Raw genomic sequence first — 16,048 nt, forward strand, 5'->3', positions numbered from 1 at the left:
CTCAGTCGTTAAGCGAGGCGATCCCACTTAGAAACTAGCAATAGGTACTAAGTGGGATCGTTTTTTCTTTTCTGGTACTACTGCGTTCCACCAACCGTAATTGCATCAAGTTTTAAGCTTGGCTGACCAACCCCAACAGGGACACTTTGACCCGCCTTACCACACACACCAACGCCTTTATCAATGGATAAATCATTACCAACCATCGACACTTGTTGCATAGCTTCAATACCAGAACCAACTAATGTCGCACCTTTCACTGGTCGCGTAATTTTACCATCTTCAATCAGGTAAGCTTCTGAGGCTGAAAACACAAATTTCCCAGATGTAATATCCACTTGTCCACCACCAAAGTTAGGCGCGTATAAGCCTTTCTTAATGGTTGAAATAATTTCTTCTGGCGTATGTTCACCCGGCAACATGTAAGTATTGGTCATACGTGGCATTGGCAAGTGAGCATACGATTCACGACGACCATTACCGGTTGGCGCAACACCCATTAAGCTAGCATTGTGCTTATCTTGCATATACCCCTTAAGAATACCGTTCTCAATTAAGGTATTGTATTGACCTTCCACACCTTCATCATCAATATTCAATGAACCGCGTAAATCTTTTAGCGTACCGTCATCAACAATAGTACAAAGATCAGAAGTCACCTTTTGACCAAGCTTGCCAGAGAAAACCGACGACTCTTTACGGTTAAAGTCCCCTTCTAAACCATGGCCTACGGCTTCATGTAATAGTACGCCCGGCCAACCAGAACCAAGCACAACCGGCATAGTCCCAGCGGGTGCTTCATCCGCATCTAAATTAACTAAAGCTTGACGAATGGCTTCATCAGCAAAATGAAATGCTTGGGTTTTTCCGTCGTCTGCTGTTTGCAAAAACGCTTGGTAACCATAACGACCACCACCACCTGCACTACCACGCTCACGGCGATCGCCACGTTGCACTAACACGCTTATAGACAAACGTACTAATGGGCGCACATCGCCCGCATACGTCCCATCGGTCGCCGCCACAAGCACTTGTTCATAAACGCCACTAATACTGACCGAGACTTCTTGAATTAAAGGCTCTTTACTACGAATGTAAGCATCGATTTGTTTCAGCAATTCAATTTTTTGCTGCTTATCTAAGCTTTCTAATGGGTTCACTGCTTGGTAAGTTTGTGGCGTCACTTTACGAGTAAAGGCTTTTACGCTGGCATTTTGCCCTTGCTGAGCAATACCTCGCGCTGCAATAGCACTTTGTTGCAAGCCATTAAGATCGATTTGATCAGAATAAGCAAAACCGGTTTTCTCCCCGGCAATAGCTCGAATACCAACACCACGGTCAATATTAAAAGAGCCATCTTTGATAATGCTATCTTCTAATACTAATGACTCATGCCAACTCGATTGAAAGTAGATGTCGGCGTAATCGATGTGTCTGGTAGCAATACTTGCAAGGGTGTTTTGAATATCGCTATCGGTTAGGCCCGATGCGGTTAATAGCTCTTTTTCTACCGTACTAAGTGTCATAGGTACTCTATCAATAATTAGGATTTTAACTGACTGGAAAAACGAGCATGTTGCATCACTGGCATCTTAACTCGGATCTCTCGGTTAATATTGGTATCAATGGTAACGATTAAGTGACCTGCTGTCTCGGATAAACTGTCAATGATTCGCCCCCAAGGGTCAATCACCATTGAATGCCCCCAAGTTTGACGGCCACATGGGTGAGTTCCGGTTTGCCCCACCGCCACAATCCAACATTGTGTTTCTATTGCGCGAGAACGTAATAAGGTTTCCCAATGAGCTTCACCTGTCACATAAGTAAAGGCCGCTGGAACGGTGATGATATCTGCGCCAAGTTGACGTAATTGAGAAAAAAGCGCAGGAAAACGAACATCGTAACAAATAGACAATCCAATTTTCGCCAATGGCGTATCAGCCACTACCACTCTGTTACCCGCAAGGAAAGTATCCGATTCTCGATAACTTTTATGACTATCGCTGACTTCAACATCAAACATGTGCAATTTATCGTAATCAGCACACAATTGACCTTGATCAGAGAAAACCAGGCAGGTTGTGGTCACGTTATCGCCATTTTTAATCGGGAAAGATCCAACTACGAGCCACACTTGAAAGCGACGTGCCATTTCAGCTAAAGCCGACTGTAATCGCCCTTGATTCAATATTTCAGCATGTTGGTGATAATCACTGCGCTTGCCAAAAATAATCGCATTTTCAGGTAATATTACCCAGTCAACGCCTTTTCCTTGCATCGCACCCAGTTGTTGCTCTATATACGCTAAGTTATCTTCAGGATCAGCTCCTGATGTCATTTGAATCAATCCAACTTTCGACATCATCACTCCTTAATGAATATCGCCCGGTTATATGCTTCATGTAAGTGGTGGGTAGTGACAAACGCCGAGCTTATTCGCTATCGTTCAGTTTGTACTCACCTTTACTACGAGAAATTTCTTTTACCGCTGGTGAATCAAGTGGGCCTTTTATCTCGTACTGAATTTTAGTAAATACATCCACAACTGGAGATAATACCTTGGTAATAGCAAACACGGCGAGTGCAGTTTGTGGCGTAACGGCAAAAGCGGCAACCAATGGAATGCTCGAGGTTAAATCAGGTGTAAAGGTAACTTCAGCATCCACTAAACGGCTATTTAAATCAGCTTTCCCTCGGAGACTTAAATCACCAGCCGAACCATCCATATCTAAGTCATTGGTAATAAACACACCTTTATCAATTTTTCCAGTTCCTTTAATTGAGCTAAAGGTCATTCCATCATCAAACACACCAGTAAAGTCGAGTTTCATTTTTCGAATAATGGAGTCTAAACTGAACAAACCTAATAAACGAGCCGCACCATTGACATCGGTAATCACCCCATCTTTAAACTCGGTTTTAACATCACCATTTAATGTATTTGTTTTCAAAGACCAAGGCGAACCATCCCAATTAGCATTAATACCAATATCAAAGGCTGCTTTTTGAATCCCAGAGTTCACTCCAAATCGTTCCATCACTTCCGAGTTATTCTTTCCAGTTAAGCTAAGATTAAAATCAGAATGGCTCTTCTCTCCAGATAACTCCCACCAGCCAGAGGCCTTTAAATGATTGGAACCAGCTTGAAAATCCAAATTTCTCCAAACCAGTTTATCTTGCTCTCGTTGAAGTTGCATATCCACCGTACCGACTTTATAACCCTGTAACCATAAATCATCGATTTTCAATGCTAAGTTGGGCATATTTTGGTGAAATTCACGATCAAACTCGCTAATTAAAGGCGCTTCTTTATCATTACCTTTAATGAGCTTGCCATCTTTGTTCTTTTCCCATTGAGGAACAAAAATATGCGCACTTTTCAGGTTTAATTCTAAATCATTTTGATTACGGAAATGGCCATCCCCAACAATTTCACTACTCGATACCTTCATTTGCCAGTCATTAGGCTTATGAATTGCATTAAATTTCACTTGATGCCACTTTAAATCACACAACAACAAGGCTTGAGTATTAATATCGATCACATCCGGCATGGGGATCACAGGAAAATTAAACACGATATCAGTAGCTTGTTTTGCGGCACTTTCGGTGTCTGTTTCGACTTTTATAGCTTCGTTATTATCAGTAACGTTTAAGGTGTTTTCATGGCTAAAAATAAACTCAATCCATTTATCGGCATCAAATTTGGGGCGATTAATCGATGCAAAATTCCCACCTATTGGGCTTACTTTGAAGTCTCCCCGACCGACAATAAGGTTGGTTGCGGTTAAAACAGGTGTCAATGGGCGTATATCGATATCCGCTTGATATTTCACATTAGGTAAAGTCACTCGCGCATTAACCATTTCTTGGTTACCTGCGGCTTGCAAGCGAGCTTCTGCTTTTATCCCCAGCGCCTTACCTAAGGGCTCAGGGTAGCTGCTGGTTAAAAATTCCAGATCTGCATCGCCATCAAGTTGATAGGTGAAACCAACATCATTTAATTGTAAATCGACATTAAGATTCCAAGGCGCACTACCCGCCAATGGGTCTAACCAAGGCGATGGGACTTCTTGCCTTAACGTTGCCATATCAGCATTGCCTAACACATCAATATTAACCGCATAGCCTTTACTTTGATTTTGCCCACTAAAATCCAGTGATATAGGCTGTTTAAGCAAGTTTGCTTTAATACTACTGCCCTTCACTACATCATCATTAAAAGTAATTTTACCGCTTGCATCCTCAAGGTGAATCGGCGGGCTTTGCACTTCAATCGGATTATTTTTTAATGTCGCGTCCCCCGAAACCTGTGGATCATCGCCATTAAAAGGCACAGTAACGGTAAATTCAGATTCTACAGGCCCAGATATTTTCACCGCAGTTAACGCAGCTCCAACAGAATCAACAAGAGGTGTTGCCATCATATAGTCTCGTATGGCGGAGCCTTCTGCTTGAGCTTTAGCAGTAATTTCGATATCACCACCGGAAGAGAGGCTTAATATTTTGCCTGAGACATGCTGAGCTTTTACATTCATTAACGTGGCTGAACGTGAATCCAAATACATGGAGTCATTATCGAACAACAAATTGAGTTGCAGATCGGTGATGGTTGGCCAAGCGCTATCAAAGCTGAAACGGCCATTCTCAATCCCAACTTTCACTTGAAACACACCTTTATGGTTATGGTATGGAAAGTCTTCAAGTGAACCATACCAAAGTACTTGAGCGTTTTTAGCACTGCCGCCTTGTATCGCAGAGGATAAGTAATCGGTTAAATCTCGTCCTAATGCTAAAGTAGGCAAATAGCGCCACGTTTCACCTGCATTTTTCGCATCGGCCTCAGCGTACATAGATAAAAATGGGGACTGATCTTTAGGAAAATCGAGTCTAAATTCACCTGTGGCATTTAGATCTGGTGTTTTGACATAAATTTTATCAGCCCAAATACGCCAGCCTTTATCATCTCTTTGCCATACCAAGTTCACTTTGCCATCATCAATCACTAAAGGTGCTTGGAATACATCACCATAAGGCAATTCATCGTTATTTAAGCTCGCTTTAATCGATGCGGTATTTAAGTTCCCAGTAATATTGGCCGATAACTTATGTACTCCCGGTAAGAGCTTCCATTGCTTCAGTCCACCATCAACCAAAGAAGCCGAATAGGTTAATTGTTCAATCTTCTTAGGAAGCTCAACCCTAATATCCTTAATTGAACCAGTTGGCTCTATATTCCGTAAAGCATCAATCACGGAATCATCTTTAGAGGCTAAACTCACCAAAGGCGTTAAGTTTTTCAGTTGTAATTGAGAAATATTAATGATTTGACGATCAGGTTGGTGATCGATTGAGAAGCGAAATTGAGGCCACTTTACTTGGTTGGTTTCAATATCAAATTGTTGTCCCTGAATAACCCAACCTTTACCTTTCGGTTTTAGCTTAATGACACCACGTTGAATATTCAGTTGATGAGGATCGCTCTCTTCCCCCCATACCAAATGTGACGATGATAATTCAACTAAGGCATCGGTTGGTTTTCCTTGCTTTAAACTAAACCAGCCATTTAAGCTCACTCTTCCTGAGAGAATTGACGTTGCTTCTTTCACATATTGTGTCATCCAAGGCGTAACACGTATATTTTGCCCTGAAATAAAGAAATCACCATCCATAAAGCGCAAGTTGCCTTTTTCTCGGAAGTTTGCGATAACAGAGACTTTATTCAGATTCGCTCCAGCAATACTGACCACGCCTTCCGCTTTATGGATATGTCCATCATTTTTCCAACGAAGACGATCGATTTCTAATAAACGAATTTCACCATTCGGCGCCAAGTATTGAACACTAGAATCCGTCAGTGAGAATTCACCTAATTGCTTCAAGAAAATATTTTGAATATTTTTTAAGGTATCGGAAGCATCCGAATCAATCGTTTCAAGCTCTGATTGTTCATCATTTGGGATCAAAGGCCAACGACTAATATCCGAATGTAAATCTTGAATTTTTACATTCGCCAATTTTGGCTTTAAATGTATTAAAGAAGAAAACAAATCCAACTCAGCATCAACTCGGCTGACGGTCACTATTGGAGTGTTCTCGTTAGGTAAGAGAACTTGTAAGCTTTTTAGGGATAATGAAGGACTAATATTCCCCCAATAGCCTTTTATCTCCTGAACTTTAAAATGCACACCCGTGGTTTGAAGCAACTGAGCTTCAATATCACCACGGTATTGATTTAAGTTAGGCAGAAATAGTCGTAATACGGTTACCGTAATTGCCAACAACACCGCTGCGGTTAATACCGTCCATAATAAAAGTCGCCCAAGGCGTGTGGCAAAGGTCACCGTTTACTCCATTACATCATCACAACATCAAAGTGCTCTTGCACATACAAGGCTTCGGCGTGAATTTTCACTTGCTTACCAATAAACAGTTCTAATTCAGCTAAAGCATGAGATTCTTCACCTTGCAGTGCTTCCGCCACAGCAACAGAGGCATAAACGACAAATTTGTCGGCATCATAAGCTCGATTTACTCGGGTAATTTCACGCAAAATTTCATAGCATACTGTCTCAACCGTTTTCACTGAGCCTCGACCTTCACAAGTAGGACAACCAGAACACAATACATGTTCAATACTTTCGCGCGTTCGTTTACGAGTCATCTCAATTAGACCTAATTGAGTAAAGCCGTTAATATTGGTTTTAACACGATCATTAGCTAACGCTATCTCTAAAGATTGAATAACGCGACGACGGTGTTCTTCTTCTAACATATCGATAAAATCAATAATGATAATGCCGCCTAAATTTCTTAAGCGTAGCTGGCGAGCAATGGCTTGAGTTGCTTCAATATTGGTATTAAAAATCGTTTCTTCTAGATTACGGCGGCCAACAAAAGCACCGGTATTGATATCCACCGTGGTCATGGCTTCAGTTTGATCAATAATCAAATAACCGCCAGACTTTAATTCCACTTTACGATCGAGAGAGCGTTGAATTTCATTCTCGGTATCGTACATATCAAAAATAGGCTTATCGCCATGATAGAGCTCTAAACGCTCAGTCAATTCTGGTACAAATTCAGAAGTAAATTCTAATAAAGTTTCAAATGCCAAACGCGAATCGACTTGAATACGGCTGATCTCAGTGCCAACAAAGTCACGTAAAATACGCTGCGCCAAACCAATTTCGCCATAGAGCATTGATTTGGTTTTATATTTACCACGACGCTCATTAATTTTATTCCATAAACGTTTTAAGAAAGCGGCATCTTGAGCCAACTCAACACTGTCGGCACCTTCTGCAGCGGTTCGAATAATAAAACCACCATTTTCATCACAATATGGCAGCACTGTTTGCTTCAAACGTTCACGTTCGGATTCATCATCAATACGCTGAGACACCCCAACATGAGCTGCCCCTGGCATGAAAACCAAGTAACGAGATGGCAAAGTAATGTCGGTGGTAAGGCGAGCGCCTTTTGTTCCTAGCGGATCTTTCACCACTTGCACCACGATATCTTGTCCTTGACGCACCAATTCTGCAATATCACGAACTTGAAACTGTTGCTTTTCATTTTCAGCCACACACTCCGTATGAGGAACGATATCGGATGCATGTAAGAAAGCAGCTTTATCTAAGCCAATATCCACAAATGCCGCTTGCATTCCTGGTAACACTCGGCTGACTTTACCTTTATAAATATTCCCAACAATGCCGCGTCGAGCTTCACGTTCGATATGAATTTCTTGCAGTAAACCTGCTTCGATCATAGCGACACGAGTTTCACTCGGTGTAACATTAATTAATAACTCTGCACTCATGGTTGTGCCTCTTAAATTTTGTCTATTTATGCACAACTACCGCATTCACGATGGTTGACCTAAGAAATCATTTAGCAACAAATCAGTCTCCATTAAGGGTAGACCCATAACGGCATGGAAACTGCCTTCAATTTTAGAAACAAAGCGCCCGCCAATACCTTGAATACCATAACTGCCCGCTTTATCACAGGGTTCACCTGTTCGCCAATAGGCTTCTATTTCTTGTTCTGTTAACGGCTTAAACCACACATCAGTTATCACGGTTTTGGTTTGATATTCAGTCGATGTTGTCACAGTAACTGATGTCATGACTTGATGCTTTCTGTTTGATAATAACTGCAACATACGTTTGCAATCAGTGTAATTGATTGGTTTTTCTAATACTTCTTGGTTTATCACAACGATAGTGTCAGAGCCTAATACTGGAAGTGATAGTTCTGGAAATTGTGTTTGGGCTAACTGTAATCCGGCTTGCGCTTTTTCTCGTGACAGGCGAGCAACATAATCTTGTGGCGATTCACCCAATAGTTGTTGCTCTTCTATATCCGGAATAATGATATGAAATTGATAGCCTAGTTGGGTGAGGAGTTCTTTGCGACGAGGAGAGCCTGATGCGAGAAAAAATGAAGGTTGCATAATAAGGCCTCTATTGAGCAATAGTGATTATTGAAGAATTAAGCTACGGAAGCATTTTCACAACTTCCGTAGCGATAACTTTACGATGCAAATAGTTGAAGCTTAGATCTGATTTTATCAACTAGCGCATGTGCCAGTGACGTCTAACTTTTCTTAGTAGCAAAAAGATCCAAGGCCATAATATGCAGTTTACGACACCAGCCCAAAGCAGGTGTGGATTGAATTCAATATCTTTTATCATGAACTCTCCACAAAACTCTAAGAATTCACCCAAGACACTGATCAAGCCAATTAACACAGCTTGTTGCCAAAGGGCCATATTACGAAGCACCTGAAAGTTAAGACCCACAATATAGGCCACAACCGACATCACGATGCCGTGAATCCCTAACGTGGTTCCAATCACTAAGTCCCACATTAAACCCAGAATCAATGCTGACCCTACGTTCACTCGGTGAGGAAGGGCTAAAATCCAATAACAGCAGATTAAGATAATCCAAGATGGACGCATCATTTCTAATGGCCCCGGCCAAGGAACCGCTTGTAAAATCAAAGCAATAGCAAAGGATACCCAGATAACAAATTTGGTACGAAATAAATTATTTCTCATGGCTGAACCGCCTGCTTCTGCTCTGCTTCTTCTACTGTTTGTGCTTGTTTTTGTCTTTCTTGATCCGGCCACACCAATAATAAATATCGTAAACGTTCAAATTCAACAACAGGTTTAGCTGCAATCACGGCAAAGGGACGACGGTTATCATTCTTGACACTAGTAACATAAGCAACTGGGTAACCTTCAGGGTAACGGCCACCCAAACCAGATGTCACCAATAAATCGCCAGTGCGGATATCGGTGCTAGTCGGTATGTGTTCTAGTTGAATTGAATCAATATCCCCATTACCAGCAGCAATCACACGAATGTCATTACGCAATACTTGAACTGGGATAGAGTTGTTACTGTCAGTTAAAAGAAGAACACGACTATTATGCGCAGAGACATTAACGACCTGCCCGACAATGCCTTTTTCATTAATAACCGGTTGCCCTTCATAAACGCCATCGGTATGACCTTTATCGATCACCACTTCATGGCGATAAGGAGAAGAGTCGACGGCCATCACTTCTGTGACGACTTTACGTTCATCTCGAATATAAGGAGAACCTAATAATTGGCGAAGTCGGTTATTTTCTTCTTTATATTGATCAAGCAGCAATAAATCGCTTTTTAGACCCAACACTTCATTTTTTAACGTGTTGTTATCGCCGACTAGGGTTTTCATACCATTAAGACGCTCGTACATGCCATCAAACATACTACGAGGTAAATTGGCAGCATATTGCAAAGGTGCAACCGTGCTGTTGAGCAAGTATCGAACGCTTGAAAATGTATCTAAACGACTATCAGCCAGCATTAAGCTGGCTGATACGATCAAAGCGAAAAATAAACGCAGTTGTAACGATGGCCCTCGGCCAAAAATCAATTTCATGCAAACAAACCGTTATCTTTCGTATGATGAAGATTACTCTTCACTGAAAAGATCACCACCATGCATATCAATCATTTCTAATGCTTTACCACCACCAAGCGCAACACACGTTAACGGCTCATCAGCAACAACAACTGGAATGCCAGTTTCTTCGGTAAGAAGGCGATCGATATCTTTTAGTAATGCGCCACCGCCCGTTAATACCATACCATTTTCTGAAATATCAGAAGCTAACTCTGGTGGGCACTGCTCAAGCGCAACCATAACAGCAGAAACAATACCCGAAAGTGGCTCTTGCAGGGCTTCTAAAATTTCATTGGAATTTAACGTAAAGCTACGAGGTACACCTTCCGCAAGGTTACGACCACGAACTTCAATTTCCATCACTTCATCGCCAGGATAAGCAGAACCAATCTCGTGCTTGATTTTTTCAGCGGTCGCTTCACCAATTAGGCTGCCGTAGTTACGACGAACATAATTAATAATCGCTTCATCAAAACGGTCACCACCGATACGTACAGAAGAAGAATACACCACACCATTTAATGAAATAACAGCTACTTCTGTTGTACCACCACCAATATCAACAACCATTGAACCGGTTGGTTCAGAAACGCGAAGACCAGCACCAATAGCAGCAGCCATAGGCTCATCAATCAAATAAACTTCACGAGCACCAGCCCCTAAAGCAGACTCACGAATCGCTCGGCGTTCAACTTGAGTAGAACCACAAGGTACGCACACTAAGACTCGTGGGCTTGGTTTTAAAACGCTGTTGTCGTGCACTTGTTTGATAAAGTGCTGCAGCATTTTTTCTGTTACATAAAAATCAGCAATCACACCATCTTTCATTGGGCGAATAGCCGAAATATTACCAGGCGTACGACCTAGCATTTGTTTTGCCTCATGCCCAACGGCTGCGACACTTTTCGCCGAACTCGCGCGATCTTGTCGAATAGCGACAACAGAAGGCTCATCAAGAACAATGCCTTGGCCTTTAACATAAATAAGTGTGTTGGCTGTACCGAGATCTATTGAAAGATCGTTTGAAAACATGCCACGAAGTTTCTTAAACATATTCTTCGTTATCCTAAGAGAGATAGAAGGAAATAAAATTGTGCTAAATGTACCAATGCACCGCACTGTCGGCAAGCTTTAACCGCCAACCACTAAAGAATAGTGCGGATTCTTACAGAAAGTTAACTCAGCCGACAGTATATTTCATTATTGCTTTGTGATGAACCGCGCATTAGTCTGCCACCAAGTTAGGTTCACCGCGATAAATAATGCGATCATTCCCACGATAAGCCCCAAACATCACCACAGTAGAAGGGTCTTCATCGCCAAAATCTCGCCAATTAAATTGCAGCCAAGGTTGTGTACCATTTGACCAACCACAATTGGTTCCATCAGGTTGAGTGATCCCTTGTCGTAAGAATAAACGAACCGTCTCACGCTGCGCTGTGATTTGAGCGGCGCGAACAATATCCGATTTACCTGAACTCACGGTTTGTTTGGCATTAGTATCGACTGTGTCCGTCAAATACGCATCACTGCCGCTAATATTACTTAAACGACAATATTCTTGGGTCATAAATTGACTGCCGCTATCGTCAGAATTAGGAATGTAACTTTCACCATCCCAAAACTCAGTGCGAAGAGGAACTTGCACCGGCCCACCAATAGAACCACTAACACTATCTAATGTCATTCGACCGTAACGAAAATCTGGCTGAAGCGCAAATGCCAACCCAGTATCAACCGTTCCATTACCATCAGCATCTAAAGTGATTTTGTCGTTAGAGTCCACATCGGTGAAATCAAAATCCAAATCATCCACCTTGTTGGTCACCGCGATACCAAATCTTGAATTATTGGAATCATAAGGGCCATCCGGAGTTGACGTGTATTCTGAATTATTCGGGTTACTGCCTAGCTTTTTCAAAAACTCAAAATCATCATAATTAACTACATATTGAGCGTTGCGTTGCGTTGTTTCACCGCTGGTTAATAAGTCACTCCAACCATTTGTAGATTGATTGGTATAGATCAAGCGACTTAACAAGCTTTGACCATTATCGTTATTGATTGCCGTTAAGGCGAGTTCATCTTGTAAACTTGAATCAAATAGACCGTAGTTCCAGGTGGCTGAATTGTCTTCACTTTGCGCTTCAAGCGTATAATCCATGCCTATCGGTTGATTCATGTAAGCAAAGCCGTTATGACCAGACGCATAGTCCCAATCATTAGATACTCGCACTAGGTGGTGCGGATAAAAACGACCAATATCACGATAACCAAGGTTGATATTCATATCTAAGTAATTGGCTAATGTATCCGCCGTTACTTTAATGCTGCCTACTTCTTGCCATTTTAAACTGTTATAGCTGTAATATTTATCACCACTATTGGCAACATTATCATGTTCTCGATCGTTGCCATCATCCGATGTTAACCCAGAACCTAAACGGCCATTTTCTGGCGTGGCTAATTCACTACCTACTTCAACCGTTGCCGTCGGCGCCTCTGTAATGAAGAAGTTTTGTGTCACCGCTGCATTACAATAATTACTCACATCAATGTCATCAGTTTCATCCACCGAGCCTCCGGCTTGCCAGATTATCGGCTTCACTTGTAAAGCGAATGCTTCACCTGCTGGCATAAACCCAACACCACCGTTTGAATCTCCACTCATATCACGATCATTTGGCTCACAAATAGCAAACGTCCACGGACGCACATCCACATTCGCGATGCCTTGTAACGTTGTGACGTTTTCTGTAAAACCATCGTCATTGGTTACTTCACAACCGTCATAATCATCAGGACAAACAAAATTAGGATCGCTCAGTAAGAAATTTAACGAGCCCGATTCAGCATACTTTAAGTATCCGCTTGATTTCGCGTCATCACTAAAGTTCAGTTTGACTTGGCTAGTGCTATATACGCCATTTTCATCATTACTGACTTGCAAAGTGCCATCTACCGCACCTTCTCCAATCGTCGGTTTGGTTAAATTCACATTAGAAACCGTTAAATCTTTTTCTCCACTATAGCCTTTAACTGGCGTCACTTTATCGTCTTTACATGCCAAGACTTGTACATTAAATACTCTCGGATGTGCAGCCACCGCTTTGACTGGATCGATATCAAATTTATAAGGACCAAATAACACATTACCGGAATCATTTGCTTCAGAATCATCGGTTAATTCAGCCTTTACGGTGTACTCACCAAGCGTATCAGAGGAAACAGGCACAGTGACGACACCTTGGTTTGGTGTATAAACATAATCACTATTTTTCGTTCCAACACTTGGATCGGCTGGCGTTAATTTTTCAGGATAGCTTGCCGTGATCGTGCCATCATAATCCGTCGCTACCGAACCATCATCGTTATAAACTGTATAAGTCATTTCAGGCGCTTGGCAGAGCAATGCAAACTGATAATCTGGGGTAACTTTTAGAGTGTATGAATCATCAGGGCTAGGGCTAAAACATTTTCCTGATGAAATAATATGTGAGTCAGCGGTATCCATCTGAAGTTTGTTTGCAGAAACTGCACCATAAATAGTTATGTTATTACTTAAAATAAGGTTTTTTGCCAATATATAACCATAAAATGCCATATTAGGATTTGTAATGGTAATTGTTGCTTCAGGGCCATATAGCAAACTACTTTGGGCACCACTAGCATAACTAAATGCAACACTATTATTTAACTGCCAACTGCTTTGTATTTTTATTTGAACATTATCTTCAAAAGTAATACTTGGAGCTTGTGTAAATGTAGCTGTATCAACTGTAGTAACACTGTTAGCTTTAAAAATAACTTCCACATTATTTGAATTCACATCAAGGGTTTTAATCGTATGCTCACCATCGATGACTATTGTGTAATGCTCACCATTATTACTAGCCACTGATAACTTACTGATATCACCCTCAATTGTTACAGTGGTGCCAGTACTATCGGTTGTACGAGTACACAAATCAGAGGTATCACACATTTCATACCCCTGCCCTGGGCTATATGGCGGGCTAATATCCACATCGGCACTGCCATCCGCAGGAAACGTGGCATTTAATAACGGTGGTGGTGCTATCTTTCTAGTATCCACATCAGCTCCGCCAGTATCACATGGTGCTGTATCACAGGTTCCAGGAGCATGTAAATTACTATTATCCGTAGTGGTATCAAACCCGACTTTTAGCACATCAATTGTGCCGTACTCACCATCGGTGTAACCATCTTTGATGAAATTAGCGTCAATATACCCAGCAGTCCAACCTACAATATCTTGCCCACTCTTGCCGTTGCTCATGATAAGCTGGCTTGCAGGGTAGCTTGAATAGTCACTACTTCCCACTGTCACCCAACTTTGTGCTGGCTCTGGAAAATATTCACAAAAATCATCTGGTGTCGGATCTGGATCAGGTGGAGTAGGGTCGTCACCACACCCACCAGCGCCATTAATTACATTGTTTCGACCCGAAATGGAGATGGCATTACCAGAAAAACCACCATTGAGCGAGTTATTCTCCCCACCTAAGCTCAATCCTTGCGATGTTGCGTTATCAACATAAAAGTGTGCATAAGCAGTAATGGATGCAGTATTATCATTGGTCGTAATACTGGCTGTAGAACCATGTCCAATAAAAAGTAAATCCTGACTATCACCACCATCATTGATGTGAATTTTATCTCCTGCTTTTGTTGCAGATAAATCGAATATTTTATAGTGAATAACAACAGTACCATCTATGGATAATTTACTGCCATTACCAAATTTAATACTGTCATACCAATATTCGCCAGAGGATAACGTTTGAGTAGTGCCCGCCGTGATATTAAGTGAATCGCCAATAAACTTATCTTGTAAATGTAGAGGATAACCTTCGGTGTGTAAGGTGCTATCAAGCTTACATTTTTGAGGTCCTGTCGTTGAAGGGTAATAACAATAATCTGCTCCGGCGGTAAAAAATGACATTAATGAATCATCTTTTGGCAAGATAACTTTATTCTCTTCTCCAGTATGAGCGATGGCTATTGATAAATTACCGTATGGAGTGCCCTCATCACCATTGGTGAAATAGTTAGTCTGCAAAGTATTCGGTACATAGGTACAAATATCCGGTATGGGCGTTGGCTCAACAGGGGTATCAGGCACACCATCTTGACAATCTAGAGTCCCATAACTAAAGCTGACCTCAGTGTTATCCCCTGAATGAAAAGTAGAGGTTTGCACGCTCACTAACACCCAATAAGAATCATCTTCAAATTTACGGTAGTAGCTTAATTGTCCTATGACATCATTACCGCTTTTGCTGGTCATCTCAAAATTAAAGCGTAAATCGTAGTTTTTCCCAGCCTCTAAAGTCGAATCGACAATATAAGCAGAGTTGTCTCTATTCGACCACATTAAAATATTTTGATTCGCCTTTTTAGCATAAATATTATACGTTTCAGATGAATCATAATTTTCAATGTTTGCTGACACGCTAAAATCACCAGAAGGGTTCACTTCACATTGTTCTGCTGCATAAGCTCCCAACGAAATCAACAATGTGACCATGGTAAAAAAAGCCCGAACAAACTTCATCACTTAACCCCTTTCACAACGACTTGTTGCGCTCGTTCTACCTGAAACAAACCATCACCACCACAACTTGCAATCGATTCAACCGTGTAATAACGGTATTTTTCATATTCATCTGGAATGTTTTGATACGAACACGTTACCGAGGTAATTTTGCAACTGCCATGATCCGAAAAAGTAGCCACCGCAGCAGATGGCCATTCATTCTTAATATCATCACAACGGGGTTTAATGTTGGCGCTGGCACCAGACTCATTTAAAGGAAATAATTCCGTCAATGCCCATTCGTTAGCAGAATGCGCCATAAACCACGCTTGTGTTCCTAATAATTCACGGCTTTGCGCATCTTGATTTGACCATTCTAGACGTGCCATTACACCGGCAAGCATTCCCATGACGACCACTACCAAAATCACGACGATCAGTACACTGCCCGATTGTTTGGCTTTAACAGGCGCATAGCCATAAGTGTTGAGGTTTCCTTGATTCATCTTACGCTT

10 protein-coding genes are annotated in these 16,048 nt (G+C 41.6%); all 10 read right to left on the reverse strand.

All coding sequences use genetic code 11. The features are described from left to right. Window positions 1–77: 77 nt before the first annotated feature. Window positions 78–1,526 carry a metalloprotease TldD gene (gene tldD / locus A1QC_RS03010; RefSeq protein ID WP_017026437.1) on the reverse strand — a complete coding sequence of 483 codons (1,449 nt, stop codon included), beginning with the start codon at window positions 1,524–1,526 and terminating at the stop codon, window positions 78–80. A gap of 17 nt (window positions 1,527–1,543) precedes the next feature. Continuing rightward, window positions 1,544–2,362 carry a carbon-nitrogen hydrolase family protein gene (locus tag A1QC_RS03015; RefSeq protein WP_017026438.1) on the reverse strand — a complete coding sequence of 273 codons (819 nt, stop codon included), beginning with the start codon at window positions 2,360–2,362 and terminating at the stop codon, window positions 1,544–1,546. 70 nt (window positions 2,363–2,432) lie between these two features. Continuing rightward, window positions 2,433–6,344, reverse strand: coding sequence for a YhdP family protein (locus A1QC_RS03020; protein ID WP_017026439.1), 3,912 nt, complete (start codon window positions 6,342–6,344; stop codon window positions 2,433–2,435). An 11-nt stretch (window positions 6,345–6,355) separates the two neighbouring features. Beyond that, window positions 6,356–7,825, reverse strand: coding sequence for a ribonuclease G (gene rng / locus A1QC_RS03025; RefSeq protein WP_017026440.1), 1,470 nt, complete (start codon window positions 7,823–7,825; stop codon window positions 6,356–6,358). A gap of 45 nt (window positions 7,826–7,870) precedes the next feature. Next, window positions 7,871–8,461 carry a Maf family protein gene (locus A1QC_RS03030; RefSeq protein WP_017026441.1) on the reverse strand — a complete coding sequence of 197 codons (591 nt, stop codon included), beginning with the start codon at window positions 8,459–8,461 and terminating at the stop codon, window positions 7,871–7,873. A 121-nt stretch (window positions 8,462–8,582) separates the two neighbouring features. Beyond that, window positions 8,583–9,071, reverse strand: a complete 489-nt coding sequence (mreD, locus tag A1QC_RS03035) for a rod shape-determining protein MreD (RefSeq protein WP_017026442.1) — start codon at window positions 9,069–9,071, stop codon at window positions 8,583–8,585. After that, complete coding sequence (gene mreC, locus A1QC_RS03040; RefSeq protein ID WP_017026443.1) at window positions 9,068–9,949, reverse strand: rod shape-determining protein MreC; 882 nt, start codon at window positions 9,947–9,949, stop codon at window positions 9,068–9,070. The genes mreD and mreC overlap by 4 nt, the downstream gene beginning before the upstream one ends. Before the next feature lie 33 nt (window positions 9,950–9,982). Then, window positions 9,983–11,026, reverse strand: a complete 1,044-nt coding sequence (locus A1QC_RS03045; RefSeq protein ID WP_017026444.1) for a rod shape-determining protein — start codon at window positions 11,024–11,026, stop codon at window positions 9,983–9,985. A 172-nt stretch (window positions 11,027–11,198) separates the two neighbouring features. Next, the gene (locus tag A1QC_RS03050; RefSeq protein ID WP_017026445.1) at window positions 11,199–15,551 is read right to left on the reverse strand and encodes a DUF6701 domain-containing protein; all 4,353 of its coding nucleotides are present in this window, start codon (window positions 15,549–15,551) and stop codon (window positions 11,199–11,201) included. Beyond that, window positions 15,551–16,039 carry a hypothetical protein gene (locus A1QC_RS03055; RefSeq protein ID WP_017026446.1) on the reverse strand — a complete coding sequence of 163 codons (489 nt, stop codon included), beginning with the start codon at window positions 16,037–16,039 and terminating at the stop codon, window positions 15,551–15,553. The genes A1QC_RS03050 and A1QC_RS03055 overlap by 1 nt, the downstream gene beginning before the upstream one ends. Window positions 16,040–16,048: the final 9 nt, after the last annotated feature.

The organism is Vibrio rumoiensis 1S-45 (genome assembly GCF_000286955.2).
Lineage (GTDB): Bacteria > Pseudomonadota > Gammaproteobacteria > Enterobacterales > Vibrionaceae > Vibrio > Vibrio rumoiensis_A.